Below are 16,673 nucleotides of genomic sequence, written 5' to 3'. Positions count from 1 at the left end.
GTCCACGGCGGGCCGGTCAGTGATCCCGATCACCGGGCGGTCGCGGGCTGTTGCCGAACAACCCGCGCGGCGCGTGACCGTGCACGCCCTCGGCGTATGCGGTCTCGGCATGCAGTGCGAAGTCGATGCCCGCGACCTCGTCCTCCTTGCTGATCCGGAAGCCCAGCACGCGATCGATCACCTTGCCGAGCGCGAACGAGATCGCGAACGCCCACGACGCCACCACCAGCACGGCCACGATCTGCTTGCCCAGCTGGGCGAGTCCGCCGCCGTAGAACAGGCCGCGGGCGCCACCGGTCATCACCTTGCTGGCCAGCAGGCCGATCAGCAGGGTGCCGGTGATCCCGCCGACGAAGTGCACGCCGACCACGTCCAGCGAATCGTCGTAGCCGCCCTTGAACTTCCAGCCCACGGCGAACGAGCACGCCACGCCCGCGACCAGGCCGACCACGACCGCGCCGAGCGTATCGACCGAACCGCAGGACGGCGTGATGGCGACCAGTCCGGCCACCGCGCCGGACGCGGCGCCGAAGGTGGTCGGATGCCCGTCGCGCACCCGTTCCACCACGAGCCAGCCGAGCATGCCGAGACAGCCCGCGACCAGGGTGTTGAGGAATACCGCCGCCGCGACCCCGTCGGCCTTCAGTGCCGAACCGGCGTTGAAGCCGAACCAGCCGAACCACAGCAGTCCCGCGCCGAGCAGCACGAAGGGCAGATTGTGCGGGCGCATCGCGTCCACCTTGAACCCGATCCGCGGTCCCAGGACCAGGGCCAGCGCCAGCGCCGAGGCGCCGGAGGCGATCTCCACCACCAGGCCGCCGGCGAAGTCCAGCGCGCCGAACGAGGCCAGCCAGCCGTCGGGTCCCCACACCCAGTGCGCGATCGGGACGTACACCAGCAGCGTCCACAGCGGCACGAACACCACCCAGGCCGAGAACTTCGCCCGGTCCGCGATGGCGCCGCTGACCAGCGCCACGGTGAGAATCGCGAAGGTGAGCTCGAAGGTGACATAGAGCAATTCCGGAACACCGACCCGCACGGTTGCGGGCGTGATCCCGGACAGTGCGAAATGCCCGAGGTTGCCGATGATTCCACCGCCCGCGTCCCGGCCGAACGCCATCGAATAGCCGAACAGTAGCCATGTCACCGTCACCAGCGGAATGGAGACGAAGCTCATCATGAGCATGTTCAGGACGCCGGTGGAGCGGACCATGCCGCCGTAGAAGATCGCCAGGCCGGGCGTCATGAGCAGCACCAACGCTGTGCTGATCAGTAGCCAGACCGTGGCGGCGGGATCGATCGACGAGGGCACGGTAACTCCTTCGGACGCGGGCAGCGTTGCAAGAAAGTTACCGAATGCTCACACGGGTCCGGATCGCGCGGGTGACGTGCCCTTATCGCCGCGGTTTGCGGGTCAGCGCGCGCCGCCCGCGTGGGCCCGGTACCGGCAGATCCTCCTCCAGCGCGAGCCACTCGGCGGTGATCAGCCACTGCTGCTGTGCCCGGACGTCGGCGGTGTCGTTGAACACGCGCCGACCCCGGTCGTCCCGCAGGTCGTGAGCGAGTACCGACCAGCGCGGCGGGCGGCCCTGCTCGGTCCGATGCTGATCGAGGAAGCTCGCCACGAGTGTGCCGATGGTGTTCACCGGACGCAGCGAGACCCGGTTGCCGTATTTCGCGGCATGGAATCGCCGGCCCGCGCAGAGTGAGCGCGGCTCCGCGTTGTAGGCGATCCAGCCGGCCCGTTGGGCACGCTCGATCAGCCACAGGTGTTTGACCGCGTTCGGGGAGATGTCACCGACGCATTCGCGGATCAGCTCCAACATGGGGTCGGTGTGCAGGATGTCGCGGCGGGTCGGGCCGACGTCGTTCATCACCCAGTACTCGTGGGTGAGCTGGGCCAGCAGCCGGCCGACGTCGTCGATGCTGCGCTGCGCGCGTCGGCCGAGGCGCTCGATGCGTTCGGCCTCCCCGCGCATCTCGTTCTGCACGATGAGCGTCCGGATCGCGGCCATGGTCGGTACCTGGCCGCGCTCCAGCAGTTCGAGGATGGCGGCGGAGGTACGGGGATCGGCGGCGGCCGTCACCGGTAGCGAATCTCGTTTGAGGGCGTACTCGCGCGGGCTGATCGCTCTGCTCAGCAGACCGACGGCAGTCCGGTCGTCCGCGAACTCGGTACGTGAGAGCCAGGCGGCGGCGATGTCGTCACACGGCGGCACGGTCGGGTTTTCCTCCGGGATCCGGCAGGAGTTCGGGTGACGTCCCATCGAAGAACTCCCGCGCTGACTGCGGCGAGTTGCCAGGTTGTGCCCCGGTCGGGATGAGGGACCGACCGGGGCCACCAACCTGATGAAGGTTTGGCTACCGAAGTTGCCGGGGATCACGTTAGCCAGTCAATTGCGAGAAGGCTAATTGCTTGACATGATCGTTATGTTGGTGGCGTTGAGTGCAAACGGGGAAATAGTTTGCCCGGCGGCGCTGTTCGGGAATTCGAATTTTGTAGCCCGGGGGAAACCGTAAGTTATCAAGTCCGGTCCTGCCGGAATTCGGAAACGCTCGGTCGGTTCTCGTGCCCGGAACGGGTTTCCGGAATAATTGTGACATGGGTCACGTTTGGCCGGTGATCGAAGGTCGCAGAACGCGCGTGCCGCCATGACGGAGACGCTGTCGGTGGACGCCGGTACCCTCACCCCGTGGCTCTGTACCGGAAGTACCGACCGGCAACCTTCGCGGAGGTCGTGGGGCAGGAGCACGTCACGGATCCGCTCAGCACCGCGCTCGACACCGGGCGGATCAGTCACGCCTACCTGTTCTCCGGCCCGCGAGGCTGCGGCAAGACCTCGTCGGCGCGCATCCTCGCGCGCTCACTCAACTGTGTGGAGGGTCCGACCTCCCGGCCGTGCGGGGTCTGCGCCTCGTGCGTGGCGCTGGGGCCCGGCGGCCCCGGCAATCTCGACGTCATCGAGCTCGACGCGGCCAGTCACGGCGGCGTCGACGACACCCGCGAACTGCGCGACCGGGCCTTCTACGCGCCGGCCGAATCGCGGTACCGCGTGTTCATCGTCGACGAGGCGCACATGGTCACCACGGCCGGCTTCAACGCGCTGTTGAAGATCGTCGAGGAGCCGCCGGCCCACCTGATCTTCATCTTCGCCACCACCGAGCCCGACAAGGTGCTGCCGACCATCCGCTCGCGCACCCACCACTACCCGTTTCGGCTGCTGCCGCCGGCCACCATGCGCGGGCTGCTCGGCCGGATCTGTGAGCAGGAGGGCGTACAGGTCGAGGAGGCCGTCTATCCGCTGGTGATCCGCGCCGGCGGCGGTTCACCGCGCGACAGCCTCAGCGTGCTCGATCAGCTGCTGGCGGGAGCGGGCCCCGAGGGCGTCGCCTACAACCGCGCGCTGGCCCTGCTCGGCGTCACCGATATCGCCCTGATCGACGAGGCGGTCGAGGCACTGGCCGGCGACGACGGGGCCGCGCTGTTCGGCACCGTCGACCGGGTGGTCGAGGCCGGGCACGATCCCCGCCGCTTCGCCGGCGACCTGCTGGAGCGCATCCGCGATCTGATCCTGCTGCGCGCGGTCCCCGACGCCGTCGAACGCGCCCTCGTCTCCGGTCCCGGCGACGTGCTGGACCGCATGCACGACCAGGCCGGCCGTATCGGCCCCGCCACCCTGACCCGCTACGCCGAACTGCTGCACGCGGGCCTCGGCGAGATGCGCGGCGCCACCGCTCCCCGCCTGCTGCTCGAGGTGGTGTGCGCCCGCATGCTGCTGCCCTCGGTCTCGGACGCGGAATCCGCCACCCTGCAACGCCTGGAACGCCTCGAACGCGGCGTGGCGAGCGGCGCGATCGCCCCCGCCGCGGCATCGGCCGGCCGGCCCGCCGCCGATTCCCCGGCCGACTCCGCCACCGATCCGGCAGGATCCCCGGGCGGATCCGCGGCCCCCACCGCACCGGCCTCCGGATCATCACGCCGCCGCGGCGCCGAAGCGCTCGCCGCACTGCGAGCGAACAAGGGCCCGGCGGCCGAGCCGGAACCACCGCGATCCGCGCAGCCCGAGCCGCGCCCGCACCCGGCCCACCGCGCCCAATCGCCGAACGGCCCGGCCGAGCCGATCCCACCCGCCCCCGAGCCCGATCGGCCCGCCGACGAGCCGATGCCCGCCGACCCACCCGGACCGGCCCCCACAGCCGTCGGTGAGCCGGGTCATGCACCCCGGCCCGACACCGGAACCACCGCACAGCGTCCCAGCGCCGCCCCGGCAGGCAGCGCCGAGTCCGATGCGGCAGACGCCTCCCCCCGCCCGAACCCGGCTCGGACAGAGACGATCCGGGACACCTCCGACTCCGCGCGCGGATCCGGACACCTCGCCGATGGCGCGGATGCTTCCCCCGAATCCGCGTCTTCGGACGCGGATGCGGCACGTCGGTCCGACGACAGCGCAGCCACCCGCCACGAATCGTCCGAGTCGGCACGGCAGCCTCACGATGCGGGTCTCCAACCCGAATCCGCTGACGCGGCACGGCAGTTCCGCGACGATGCGAACGCCAGGCCCGAATCGGCCGGCGCGGCAAGGCCGTCCGGCGGCGCTTCGAGTGCTCGGTCCGAAAGCGACCACGCGGCAGGACAATCCGACCGAAATTCGGATATCCGGACCGAAAGTACCGATGCGGCAGGTCAATTCGACAATGACGCGGACGTCCGACCCGGATCCGCCGACGCGGCGGCGCAGTTCCGCGACGAAGCGGGCGTTCGGCCCGGATCCGTGGATGCGGCACAACGAGTCCGTGACGATGCGGATGCCCGGTCCGGATCTGCGGATGCGGCACGGCACGTCCGCGATGATGCGGATGCCCGGTCGGGATCTGCGGATGCGGCACAACGAGTCCGTGACGATGCGGTTGTCCGGTCGGGATCTGCGGATGCAGCACGGCACGTCCGCGATGATGCGGATGTCCGGTCCGGATCTGCGGATGCAGTACAGCAAGTCCGTGGGGATGCGGATGCCCGGCCCTCATCCGCCGATGCGATCCAGCGGCACGACGGCAGTGTGAGCGGTCGGTCCGCAGCGGCGGGATCCGATGGCGGTGTCGCGGCCGCCGGGCACCCGGATGTCGCGGAAGATCCGCATTCGTCCGCTGCGACCCCCGAGGGGGCCGACTTCCCGGCTGACGCAGCCTCGGCCGTTCCGGCAGGTGCCGCGGACGCTACTCGGGAGATCGAGGCGGCCTGGAGTGATATCCGGGCGAAGGTGCGCGAGTTCGGGGCGGCGGTGCACGCCTTGTTGTCCGGGGCCGCGGTGTCCCGGGTCGACGGCGACACCATCGTCTTCACGCATCAGCACGCGCCGCTGGCGCAACGGTTGTCCAATCCGAAGTATGTCGAGGCGGTGGAGTCGGCCGTCCGGGCTGTGCTCGGGCGCTCGTACGGCGTCCGCTGGGAGGTCGGTGGGCCCGGGCAGCCGGCCGCCGGCGCGCGGTCCTCGGCCGGCGGCGCGGGAGCGCGTGGCACCGACGGTGCGAACGCCCGGCCGCAGGGGGGTGCGGCGAACGGCGGGCCCGCTCGCCCGCAGAACGGGCGGGCGGCGGCGAATCCGGCCAAGTCGTCGGAGCCGCCGAAGTTCTCCCGGCCCAGTCAGGCGCGGGCCGGCGAGGCGGGGACGCATACGCCCACGGCCAGGTCCGGCGACGCCGACAAGGGCTCCCGGAACGCCCCGCCGGACGACGACATTCCACCACCGGATGCTCCCGATTACCCCGATGATCCCGGTCCGGTCGATTACTCGTCGGTAGGTTATTCTGACTACCCGTCGGTAGGTTATGACGGTGTCCCGCCAGCGTCGACGCCCGAGGAGGAGCGCGAAATGCTCGCCGAATCGGCACGGCCGGTGGCTCCGGAAGACCGTCGTGACCCCGATGAGGTGGCATTGGAGCTGTTGCGCGCAGAGCTGGGGGCAACCCGTCTGGAGGGTTGACAGCAACCGGCACTACACCGTTAAGTTAACCGGAGTTCGCAACTGGCGGTACTATGGACGGGTGGTCGTCAGCAGTGGTGCAGCGCGGCTCGGAGGTGCTCGGGTGACCGGGTGCTCCGTACCACGTCAACCGCCGTGTGCCGATGTTCTTACAGCGTCAAGACGGTCGGTCGCATGGCCGGTCGGCGAGGTCTACCTGCGCACCGGCCGACCGGGCGCACCCTCGAGGAAGGAAAGTCTCCGATATGACCACAGAGGCCTACATCTACGAGGCCATTCGAACCCCGCGTGGCCGTAACAAGAAGGGTTCGCTGCACTCGATCAAGCCGATCGATCTGACCACCGGCCTGGTGCACGAGCTGCGCCGCCGGTTCCCGAATCTGGACGAGGAGCGGATCTCCGACATCATCCTCGGCGTCGTCTCCCCGATCGGCGATCAGGGCGCGGATATCGCCCGCACCACCGTGCTGACCGCGGGCCTGCCCGACACCGTCGGCGGCGTGCAGATCAACCGCTTCTGCGCCTCCGGCCTCGAGGCCGTCAACTTGGCCGCGCAGAAGGTGCGCTCCGGCTTCGACGACCTGGTGATCGCCGGTGGCGTCGAGTCGATGTCCCGGGTGCCGATGGGCTCCGACGGCGGCGCGATGTTCGCCGACCCGTGGACCAGCTACGAGAACTACATTGTCCCGCAGGGCATCTCGGCCGACCTGATCGCGACCATCGAAGGCTTCACCCGCGACGATGTCGACGCGTACGCCGTGCAGTCGCAGGATCGCGCGGCGGCGGCCTGGAGCGGCGGTTTCTTCGCCAAGTCGGTCGTCCCGGTCACCGATCTCAACGGCCTGACCGTGCTGGACCACGACGAGCACATGCGTCCCGGCACCACCGCGGCCGACCTGGGCAAGCTGAACCCGGCGTTCAGCGTCGTCGGTGACTTCGGTGGGTTCGACGCCGTGGCGCTGCAGCGCTACCACTTCGTCGAGAAGATCGACCACGTGCACACCGGCGGCAACAGCTCCGGCATCGTCGACGGCGCCGCGCTGGTGCTGGTCGGCAGCGAGGAGGCCGGCGCGGCCTCCGGCCTGACCCCGCGCGCTCGCGTCGTCGCGACCGCCACCAGCGGCGCCGACCCGACGATCATGCTCACCGGCCCGACGCCGGCCAGCCACAAGGTGCTCGCCAAGGCGGGACTGACCGTCGACGACATCGATCTGTTCGAGATCAACGAGGCCTTCGCCTCCGTGGTGCTGAAGTTCCAGCGGGATCTGAACATCCCGAACGAGAAGCTGAACGTCAACGGCGGCGCCATCGCCATGGGACACCCGCTCGGCGCCACCGGCGCCATGATCACCGGCACGATGGTCGACGAGCTGGAGCGCCGCAACGGCCGCTACGCCCTCGTGACGCTGTGCATCGGCGGTGGCATGGGTGTGGCCACGATCATCGAGCGGGTCTGACGACCTTCCGTAGCTGCCTTCGAACTTCTTGGGAGACAAGACCTTATGACCGACAACATGATCGCGTGGGAGAAGGACGCCGACGGCATCGTCGTGCTCACGCTCGACGACCCGAACCAGGGCGCCAACACCATGAACGAGCTCTACAAGAGCTCGATGACGGCCACCGTGGACCGCCTCGTGGCCGAGAAGGACGACATCACCGGCGTCGTCATCACCTCCGCGAAGAAGACCTTCTTCGCCGGCGGTGACCTGAAGAACATGATGCAGACCACCCCGGACGACGCGGCCGCGATCTTCGCCGAGGTCGAGGGCATCAAGAGCGATCTGCGCCGGCTGGAGACCCTGGGCAAGCCGGTCGTCGCCGCGATCAACGGCGCCGCGCTCGGTGGCGGCCTCGAGATCGCGCTGGCCACCCACCATCGCATCGCGGCCGACGCGCCGGGTTCGGTCATCGGCCTGCCCGAGGCGACCCTCGGCCTGCTGCCGGCCGGTGGCGGCGTGACCCGTACCGTCCGCCTGCTCGGTATCCAGGTCGCGCTGCTGCAGGTGCTGCTGGAGGGCCAGCAGAACAAGCCGGCCAAGGCCAAGGAGCTGGGCCTGGTCGACGAGCTGGTCGGCACCGTCGAGGAGCTGGTCCCCGCCGCGAAGGCGTGGATCAAGGCCAACCCCGACGCGTCCGTGCAGCCGTGGGACAAGAAGGGCTTCAAGATTCCGGGCGGGTCCCCGTCCTCGCCGGCGCTGGCCGCCAACCTGCCGGCCTTCCCGGCCAACCTGCGCAAGCAGATCAAGGGCACCAACATGCCGGCGCCGAAGGCGATCATGGCCGCCGCGATCGAGGGCGCCCAGGTCGATTTCGACAACGCGTCGACCATCGAGTCGCGCTACTTCGTGCACCTGCTCACCGGCCCGGTCGCGAAGAACATGATCCAGGCCTTCTTCTTCGACCTGCAGCACATCAAGAACGGCGGCTCCCGCCCGAAGGATGTGCCGAAGCGCGAGATCACCAAGGTCGGCGTGCTCGGCGCGGGCATGATGGGCGCGGGTATCGCGTACGTCAGCGCCAAGGCCGGCTACCAGGTCGTGCTGAAGGACGTCAGCCAGGAGGCCGCCGACCGCGGCAAGGGCTACTCGGTGAAGCTCGAGGAGAAGGCGGTCGCCAAGGGCCGCAGCACCGAGGAGAAGTCGAAGGCGGTCCTGGACCGCATCCATCCGACCGCCGATCCGGCGGATCTGGCGGGCGTCGACTTCGTGATCGAGGCGGTCTTCGAGAACACCGAGCTCAAGCACAAGGTGTTCCAGGAGATCGAGGACGTCGTGACCCCGGACGCGCTGCTGGGCTCCAACACCTCGACCCTGCCGATCACCGAACTCGCCACCGGCGTGAAGCGGACCGAGGACTTCATCGGCATCCACTTCTTCTCGCCGGTCGACAAGATGCCGCTGGTGGAGATCATCCGGGGCGAGAAGACCTCGGACGAGGCGCTGGCCCGGGTGTACGACTACACCCTCGCCATCAAGAAGACCCCGATCGTCGTCAACGACAGCCGCGGCTTCTTCACCTCGCGCGTGATCGGCACCTTCGTCAACGAGGCGATCGCCATGCTGAGCGAGGGCATCGAGCCGCAGACCATCGAGCAGGCCGGCCTGCAGGCGGGCTACCCGGCCGCGCCGCTGCAGTTGTCGGACGAGCTGAACCTGAAGCTCATGCAGAAGATCGCCAAGGAGACCGCCGAGGCGGCCGAGCGCGGCGAGGTCACCCTGCCGGCGCGGCACCCGGCCCAGGATGTCATCGACTACCTGGTCGCCGAGGGCCGTCCGGGCCGCTTGGAGAAGGCCGGCTTCTACGAGTACGACGAGAGCGGCAAGCGTACCGGCCTGTGGCAGGGCCTGCGCGACCACTTCAAGACCACCACCGACGAGGTGGCGCCGTTCCAGGATCTGATCGACCGGATGCTGTTCGCCGAGGCCATCGAGACCCAGAAGTGCTTCGACGAGGGCGTGCTGACCTCGACCGCCGACGCCAACATCGGCTCGATCTTCGGCATCGGCTACCCGGCCTGGACCGGTGGCGTGCACCAGTTCATCGTCGGTTACCCGGGTGGGCAGGCGGCCTTCGTGGCCCGTGCCGACGACCTGGCCGCCAAGTACGGCGCGCGCTTCCAGGTCCCGGCCTCGCTGCGCAAGTAACGGGCGCCGAATTCCCGAGGTGACGGGAGCTCCGACGGCCCGGATCGCGGAAATTCTCCACGATTCGGGCCGTCGCCCTGTCTGCCGCGCTACGTTGGAAATGAGTGCCGTCGGCTCGAGGTGGTGGTGAGACGTGGACCCGCACGCGAGCAAGTCCGGCGGCGGCGTACCCGGATCCCGAGAGCCGCGCGACGCGCGAACACGGCGCTATCGGCCGTTCGCGGCGGTCGCGGACCTGGCCGCGGTGGGTTTGCACGATCCGGAGGAGATCGGCCGCGGCGGTTTCGGGGTGGTGTATCGCTGTGTCCAGCGCGCCCTGGACCGGGTCGTGGCGGTCAAGGTGCTCTCGGCCGAGATCGATGACGACGCCCGCGAGCGATTCCTCCGCGAGGAGCAGGCGATGGGCCGGTTGTCCGGCCATCCGAACATCGTCGACATCCTGCAGGTGGGGGTCACCCCGGGCGGACTGCCCTTCATCGTGATGCCGTACGCGGTGCACGGCTCGCTGGAACGGCTGGTCCGCGACAACGGCCCGCTGGACTGGGTGGATTCGGTCCGGGTGGGGGTCCGGCTGGCCGGTGCGATCGAGACCGCGCACCGCGCGCAGGTGCTGCACCGGGACGTGAAACCCGCGAATGTGCTGCTGTCCCGGTACGGCGAACCGCAGTTGACGGATTTCGGTATCGCCCGCATCCCCGGCAGCTTCCGGACCTCCGCCGAACTGATCACCGGATCGCCCGCGTTCACCGCCCCCGAGATCCTCGCCGGGGAGGAGCCGACCGAGCGCTCCGACGTGTACGGCCTGGGCTCGACCCTGTTCGCGCTGATCACCGGCCATGCCGCCTACGAGCGGCAGTCCGGGGAGAAGGTGGTCGCGCAGTTCCTGCGCATCGCGTCCGAGCCGCTGCCGGATCTGCGCCGGCTCGACATTCCGGCGGATGTCGCCGACGCCGTCGAGCAGGCCATGGCCCACGATCCGGCGCGGCGGCCGTCGTCGGCCTTCGATCTGGGTGAGCTGTTGCGGTCGGTGCAGCGCCGGCACGGCCAGGTGCCCGACGAAATGGCGCTGCTGGCACCGGAATCCGCGCCGGTGGCGGAGAACACTATGGAAGACGCCGCCACCCACCGGTATTCGATCCACGATGCCGGCGCTCTGGTGACCGGCCCGCGCCGATCCGCCCCGCTGCGGCTACCGGCCGCGGACCGGACGCCGAGCGTACCGCCCACTCCCACAACGAAATTCGGTCCGGAGACCGCGACCCGCGCACCGATGGCGCGGCCGGAGCCGATCGACGCGCTACGGGCCGCCGGGGAGCGCCGGCTGACCCTCGTGCACGGTCCGGCGGGCTACGGCAAGAGCGCGGTCGCCGCGCAGTGGGCGGCGGAGCTGGCCGGTCGCGGCGCCGCGGTCGCCTGGCTGAGCATCGATCGCGACGACGATCAAGAGGTCTGGCTCCTCGCGCATCTGGTGGCGGCGATCCGGCGGGTGTGCCCGGAGGTCGGCGCGGGCCTGGAGCAGCTGTTGGAGGAGCGTGCGAGCGAGGCGGTGCCGTATGCGATCGCCGCGCTCGCCGACGAGATCGACGCCGGCGAGCGGCCGCTGGTCGTCGTGATCGACGACTGGCACCGGATCACCGACGCGGGTGCGCAGCGGGTGCCGGCGGCGTTGCTGGACAGGGGTTCGCCGCGGTTGCGCTTCGTGATCGTCACCCGCGAACGATCCGGGTTGCCGGCGAGCCGGTTGCGAGTGCGCGACGAGCTGGCCGAGATCGGCCCGGACCGGTTGCGGTTCTCCCTTCCGGAGACCGCGCAATTGCTGCGGGAGCACGACGGTTTCGCGCTGACCGACGAGCAGGTGCGGCGGATCCACGACGCCACCGACGGATGGCCCGCGGCGATCGGGCTGGTGAGCCTGTCGCTGCGCGACGGCACGGCGCCGGACGATCTGCCGGACGAGGCGATCCGCGAATATCTCGCCGAGAATCTGTTCGACAGCCTGGAACCGCGGATGCTGGACTTCCTGACCGCGATCGCGGTGGTCGAGCGGGCCTCCGGTCCGCTGGCGACGGCGCTGAGCGGCCGGCCGGATGCCGAGGGGCTGCTCGAGGAGGCGCAACGGCGGGAGCTGTTCGTCGGCCGCGACGAGCACGACGGCTGGTTCCGGATGCAGCCGCTGTGCGCCGAACAACTGCGGGAACGGCTGGAACGGGAACATCCGGAGAAGTTGAAATCGTTGCACCGCAAGGCTTCTCGCTGGTACGCCGAACACCGGCAACTGCGCCGGGCGGTGGATCACGCACTGGCGGCGACGGATTCGGCGCTGGCGTTGGATCTGCTGGAACGCCACGGTATGGACCTGATCGACGGTTCGCGGCTGGCGACGCTGCTGGGTTCGGTGGCGAAACTGCCGGTGCACGAGGTGGCTTCGCGCACGAAGCTGTTGCTGGCGCTGGCGCGGGCGAATGTCGGGCTGCAGCAGTCCGGTGCGGCCCGCACCGCGCTGGGCCGGCTGTCCGCGCTGCTGGCGCGCCGACCGGCCGACGATGCCGACGCGATGCGGCAGCGCTGCCAGACCGTCGTGCTCACCGCGGCCGACGAGGTCGCCCGGGACCGGACCGCCGGTGTGTCGGAACGGGTTTCGGCCTGTCTGGACAACGCCGCCGAGCTGCCCGCGTGGACCGTCTCGACCGGGGCGAATCTGGTGTCCTTCGTGCGCTGGTGCGAATTCGATTTCGTCGGCGCCCGGAGCATGCAGGAGTGGGCCGCGCCGTATCACGCCCGGTCGAAGGATCCGCTGGGCCCGGTCTTCGGCCTGCTGAGCACGGGCGCCGCCGCCTATGAACAGCTCGACATCGGCACCGCCACAGCCTGTTTCGAACAGGCTCGGGAGACCGCGCGGGAACGGTCCGGCCCGCGCTCGCAGGCGATGCGGGTATCGGCTGCGCTGCTCGGCGAATCGGTCTATCGGCGTGGCGATCTGGACGAGGCCGAGCGTCTGCTCGATTGCGGTCACGAGCCGGCGGCCCGGGTGGGCCCGGTGGATTTCGTCATCACGGTCTTCGTGATCGGTGCCCGGGTGCAGGCGGTGCTCGGCGATACCGCGGCGGCCGCCGAGCGGCTCGACGAGGGCCTGCGGATCGCGGCCGATCGCCGGCTGCCTCGGCTGGCGGCCCACCTGCGCGCCGAACGGCTGCGCCTGGGCATCGGCGGCGACGCGCTCACCGACAGCGCGATCCTGCAACCGGGGATGCGTTCGTGGCGGCACACCACCGGTGCGGCCGTGCTGCTGGCCGAGGCGGAGGAGATCGCCGCGATCCGGGCCCTGCTGGCCCGGCACTACCGCGGTCTGGAGACGCCCGGCGACGCCGCACCGCTCGGTACGGACGACACCGCGGTGAAGCGGGCCCGCGCGTTGTACGGCCGCATCCGCGAACAGCAGCGTCCTCGTGCCGAATTGGATGCCGGGCTACTGCTGGCCGAGTGTCTGGCCGCCGCGGGCTGGACCGGCGAGGCGATCTCGGTCCTCACCCCCGCGGTGCGGCGCTGCGCTGACCTGGGCTGGACCCGTCCGCTGCTGGACGCCGGCCCGGGTGTGCTGTCGCTGTTGCACACCTTGCGCAGTCAGGTGCTGCTCGATCCGGCGGACGGCGACGATCCGGAGGCCACCCGCCGATTCCTGGATCGGGTTTTCTGAGCCGGGATTTCGGGCCGGGATTTCGGCCGCGCTCCGCCGGAATCGGTTCCGGAAGAACCGGAGAGAATGGTGGGAAATCGAATATTCGGAAATTCGGAATTCGATTTCGGAGAATGGGTGCGGCAATGCGACGGCGGTAAATCCACGCCGCGATCTGTTATATGATCGAGATACCTCCTTCCGAGGGGCGATGGACTTACGTGGTCCAGACATCGCGCCCAGGAAGGAGGTGGGTGGGTTTATGGGAAAGCACCATAAGAAGATGACCCCGGCCAGCCGGTTGGCCGAAGCACTGTTCACCGCAGTGCTCGTAGTCGGCTTGGCCGGTATGGCCGAGGTCGTCTTGCGCGTGGTCCGCCGGTCGGTGGGCTAGCGATTCACCCGGGTGGAGCGTCTAGCCGGACGCTCCACCCCCGGCACATCACCGGAGTGACGAGATGAATTCTACACACAAATTCTCGGCGCGAGCCACTGTTTGCGCTCAGGCATTCCACCAGGGGCGCAGCGGCCCGGTCCATTCTTCGTCCTCGCCGAGCTTCATTCCCAGCACCTGGTGCAGCTGCACCACATTCCGCTGGAATCCCAGCCGGCAGCCGGCCATGTAGAGACCCCACACCTTCGCGGTACCCTCGCCGACCTCTTCGACGCACGCGTCCCAATTCGCGACCAGATTCTTGCACCATTCGTGCAAGGTGAGCGCGTAATGCGGCCGCAGATTCTCCTCGTGCACGACCTCGAGGCCCAGGTTCTGGATCTCCGAGATGATCCGGCCGGAACCGATCAGCTCACCGTCCGGGAAGACGTACCGGTCGATGAAGTCGCCCGCCTTGGTGGTGCGGGTGTTGTCCGGCCGGGTGATGCAGTGGTTCAGGAACAGGCCGCCCTCGCGCAGCTTCGACTGGATGAAGCCGAAGTACGACGGGTAGTTCTGCACGCCGATGTGCTCGGTGAGGCCGATCGACGACAGGGCGTCGAAGCCGCTCTCGCGCACGTCCCGGTAGTCCGAGTGCCGCACCTCGGCCAGGTCCTGCAGACCCTCCTCGGCGATGCGCGCCTGCGCCCACTCGGCCTGTTCGCGCGACAGCGTCGCGCCGATGACCTGCACCCCGCGCTTGGCCGCATACCGCACCATGCCGCCCCAGCCGCAGCCGATGTCCAGCAGCCGGTCGCCCGGCTTCAGGTTCAGCTTCTCGAACACCAGGCGGTACTTGTTCTCCTGCGCCTGCTCCAGGGTCTGGTTCTCGTCCTGGTAGACCGCGCAGGTGTAGGTCATCGACGGGCCGAGCACGTACTCGTAGAACGTGTTCGAGACGTCGTAGTGGTGGTGGATCGCCTCGGCGTCGCGAGTCTTGGAGTGCCGCAGGCCTTCCAGCGCGATCCGGCGCCACCGCGGCAGGGTCTCCTGCGGTGGCGGGGCGATCGGCTTGAGCGCGTCCCAGCCCAGCGAGCGCGCGATGGTGACCAGCGCCAGCGGCGAGGGCCGCCGGAACTTCATATCGCCCATCGCCTTCAGGATCGGGTACGGGTCGCCGGGGTGCACCCCCTCGGAGGCCAGATCGCCCGCGATGTAGGCCCGCGCCATGCCGAGATCGCCGGGCGCGGTGGCGATGTAGTTCATCCCGCGCGCGTTCTTGATCTCCAGGCCGAACTCCGAGTCCGCGGCGCCCGTGCTGGAGCCGTCGTACGCGGAGAAGCGGATCGGTACCTCACCTTCGAGCAGGGCCTCGAAGATCTCGGCAATGCTGAGTTTCGTTCCCAGCTCCGCGATTACGTCCGAACGTTCCCTGAACGTTGTCACTTGCGTTGCACCGCCTTCGAATACAAATCCAGCAATCGATGATCGGGGTCGTAGTTCTTCTTCAGCCGGGTGTAGACGTCACCGCCGTACAGCTGGGCGAACTCGTCCCGTTCGTAGAAGGAATCCGAGTACAGGGACTTGTGCCCGTCCAGCTCGGTGACTTTGCGCTCGATCGCGCGATTGGCCGCACCCTCGGCCTGTCCCGGCGTGGTCGGAACCGCCGACCAGAAGCCGACATTGACGTAGGTACGACCGGGTTCCAGCGGGTACAGCGGCCACGCGCGTTCGCTGGGATCTGCCAGCTCGTCCCGTAACCGCAAGGGGCACAACCAAATCGGCTCGATCGGGATCTCGGTGAGGAACCACCGCAGGAATTCGGCGGTGCGCTCGATGGGCACCTCGACGTCCTGCACCACGCGTTCCCGCGGCGGGTTGCCCTTGCGGGCCTCGAGCCGGTCGCCGATGTCGTACTTGTGGTCCAGCGCGATCAGCTTCCAGTAGAAGCTGGAGCGCCGGTACTGCTTCGGCCAGAATCGGCGGATCGACGGATTCTGGGTACCGAATGCCCGTGAGCACCAGAACCAGTCGGTGTCCCAGCGCCACAGGTAGTCGTGGATGGTGAGCCGGTCCCGCTTCGGCTGCGCCGAATCGTGCTGGATGGACTGGTAGTAGATGTCCATCCCGGTGTAGTCGCTGACCGGGCCGGGCTCGTCGGTCTGCCGGCCGAGGATCAGATAGCTCTCGTCGGCGGTGAAGACGACACCGTCGAGGTAGTCGACCCGCTCCCCGGCGTATTCGCGATCGGCGATGATCTGCGCCATCACCGTCTCCAGCTCGCCGAGGTCGTGGAACCGCACGTGCCGCAGCGCCACATAGGGCTGCACCGATTCCAGTTCGATCTTCAGCCGGGTGGAGTAGCCGAGCGTGCCGTAGGAGTTGGGGAAGCCGCGGAACAGATCCGCGTTCTCGGTGGGCGAGGCCGTGATGATCTCGCCGGAACCGGTCAGCACGTCCATCTCCAGCACGGATTCGTGCGGCAGGCCGTTGCGGAACGAGGTCGACTCGATACCCAGCCCGGTGACCGCGCCACCGAGGGTGATGGTCTTCAGCTGCGGCACGACCAGCGGGCTCAGCCCGTACGGCAACGTGGCGGCGACCAGATCCTCGTAGGTGGTCATGCCGGCCACCTCGGCGGTCTTCGTGGCCGGGTCGACCTCGATCACCCGGTTCAGCCCCGAGACGTCCAGCCCGGGAGCGTTGGTGCGGGCCCGGGCGCGGAACAGGTTGGAGGTCTTCTTCGCCAGCCGCACATCGGCGTCGCGCGGGATCGCGGCGTAGCTCGCCAACAGGCGACCGACTCCGTCCCGGTGCGCGGCGAAACCGCTCTCCAACTCGGCCGACGCGCGTCCGGCCTTGCCCAACAGACTCACTGCCACGCTCCTGACGCTATCTCGCACCCCTGTAACCGGCCACCGCGAGGGTCCCTCGAAGTGGAATTCTTCACGCACATGTTGCATTGTGTTGAGGTTTCGGCGCTATTGGCCCGAACCAGC

Annotated in this window: 8 protein-coding genes and 1 pseudogene; 5 read left to right on the top strand and 4 right to left on the bottom strand. The window is 69.0% G+C overall.

Annotation, left to right across the window (positions count from 1 at the left end):
* Nucleotides 1-16: 16 nt before the first annotated feature.
* Nucleotides 17-1,312, bottom strand: a complete 1,296-nt coding sequence (locus tag G361_RS0134935; RefSeq protein ID WP_019931794.1) for an ammonium transporter — start codon at nt 1,310-1,312, stop codon at nt 17-19.
* Between the two features lie 82 nt (nt 1,313-1,394).
* The gene (locus G361_RS0134930) at nt 1,395-2,267 is read right to left on the bottom strand and encodes a hypothetical protein (RefSeq protein WP_231387188.1); all 873 of its coding nucleotides are present in this window, start codon (nt 2,265-2,267) and stop codon (nt 1,395-1,397) included.
* A gap of 426 nt (nt 2,268-2,693) precedes the next feature.
* Here G361_RS0134930 and G361_RS48820 point away from each other — a divergent pair.
* The 5 genes and pseudogenes from G361_RS48820 to G361_RS51540 form a co-directional block, all read left to right on the top strand.
* A pseudogene (locus G361_RS48820) lies at nt 2,694-4,301 on the top strand (DNA polymerase III subunit gamma and tau); the annotation flags it as partial.
* A 1,925-nt stretch (nt 4,302-6,226) separates the two neighbouring features.
* Nucleotides 6,227-7,438 carry an acetyl-CoA C-acetyltransferase gene (locus G361_RS0134920; RefSeq protein ID WP_019931791.1) on the top strand — a complete coding sequence of 404 codons (1,212 nt, stop codon included), beginning with the start codon at nt 6,227-6,229 and terminating at the stop codon, nt 7,436-7,438.
* Nucleotides 7,439-7,483: 45 nt separating this feature from the next.
* Entirely contained in the window at nt 7,484-9,628 is a 2,145-nt protein-coding gene (locus tag G361_RS0134915) for a 3-hydroxyacyl-CoA dehydrogenase NAD-binding domain-containing protein (protein WP_019931790.1), read from the top strand.
* A gap of 133 nt (nt 9,629-9,761) precedes the next feature.
* Nucleotides 9,762-13,322 (top strand): serine/threonine-protein kinase, encoded by a 3,561-nt coding sequence (locus G361_RS0134910; protein WP_019931789.1) that lies wholly within the window; start codon nt 9,762-9,764, stop codon nt 13,320-13,322.
* Nucleotides 13,323-13,563: 241 nt separating this feature from the next.
* Nucleotides 13,564-13,695, top strand: coding sequence for a hypothetical protein (locus tag G361_RS51540; protein WP_255359881.1), 132 nt, complete (start codon nt 13,564-13,566; stop codon nt 13,693-13,695).
* A gap of 108 nt (nt 13,696-13,803) precedes the next feature.
* Here the strand turns inward: G361_RS51540 and G361_RS0134900 are convergent, their stop codons facing one another.
* Both G361_RS0134900 and G361_RS0134895 read right to left on the bottom strand, forming a co-directional pair.
* Nucleotides 13,804-15,120, bottom strand: a complete 1,317-nt coding sequence (locus tag G361_RS0134900) for a class I SAM-dependent methyltransferase (protein WP_019931787.1) — start codon at nt 15,118-15,120, stop codon at nt 13,804-13,806.
* Nucleotides 15,117-16,550: an FAD-binding oxidoreductase gene (locus G361_RS0134895; protein WP_019931786.1), complete on the bottom strand. Its 1,434-nt coding sequence runs from the start codon at nt 16,548-16,550 to the stop codon at nt 15,117-15,119. Before G361_RS0134895 ends, G361_RS0134900 begins: the two co-directional genes overlap by 4 nt.
* Between the last annotated feature and the right edge of the window lie 123 nt (nt 16,551-16,673).

It is taken from the genome of Nocardia sp. BMG111209, assembly GCF_000381925.1.
Classification (GTDB): domain Bacteria; phylum Actinomycetota; class Actinomycetes; order Mycobacteriales; family Mycobacteriaceae; genus Nocardia.
Note: the sequence above shows the minus strand (reverse complement) of the source record. Positions and strands in the feature narration are given on the sequence as shown.

Excerpts from the sequence above, each read along its gene's own strand:
- G361_RS0134920 (WP_019931791.1), top strand. The coding sequence starts at position 6,227 with ATGACCACAGAGGCCTACATCTACGAGGCCATTCGAACCCCGCGTGGC.
- G361_RS0134930 (WP_231387188.1), bottom strand. The coding sequence starts at position 2,267 with ATGGGACGTCACCCGAACTCCTGCCGGATCCCGGAGGAAAACCCGACC.
- G361_RS0134915 (WP_019931790.1), top strand. The coding sequence starts at position 7,484 with ATGACCGACAACATGATCGCGTGGGAGAAGGACGCCGACGGCATCGTC.
- G361_RS51540 (WP_255359881.1), top strand. The coding sequence starts at position 13,564 with ATGGGAAAGCACCATAAGAAGATGACCCCGGCCAGCCGGTTGGCCGAA.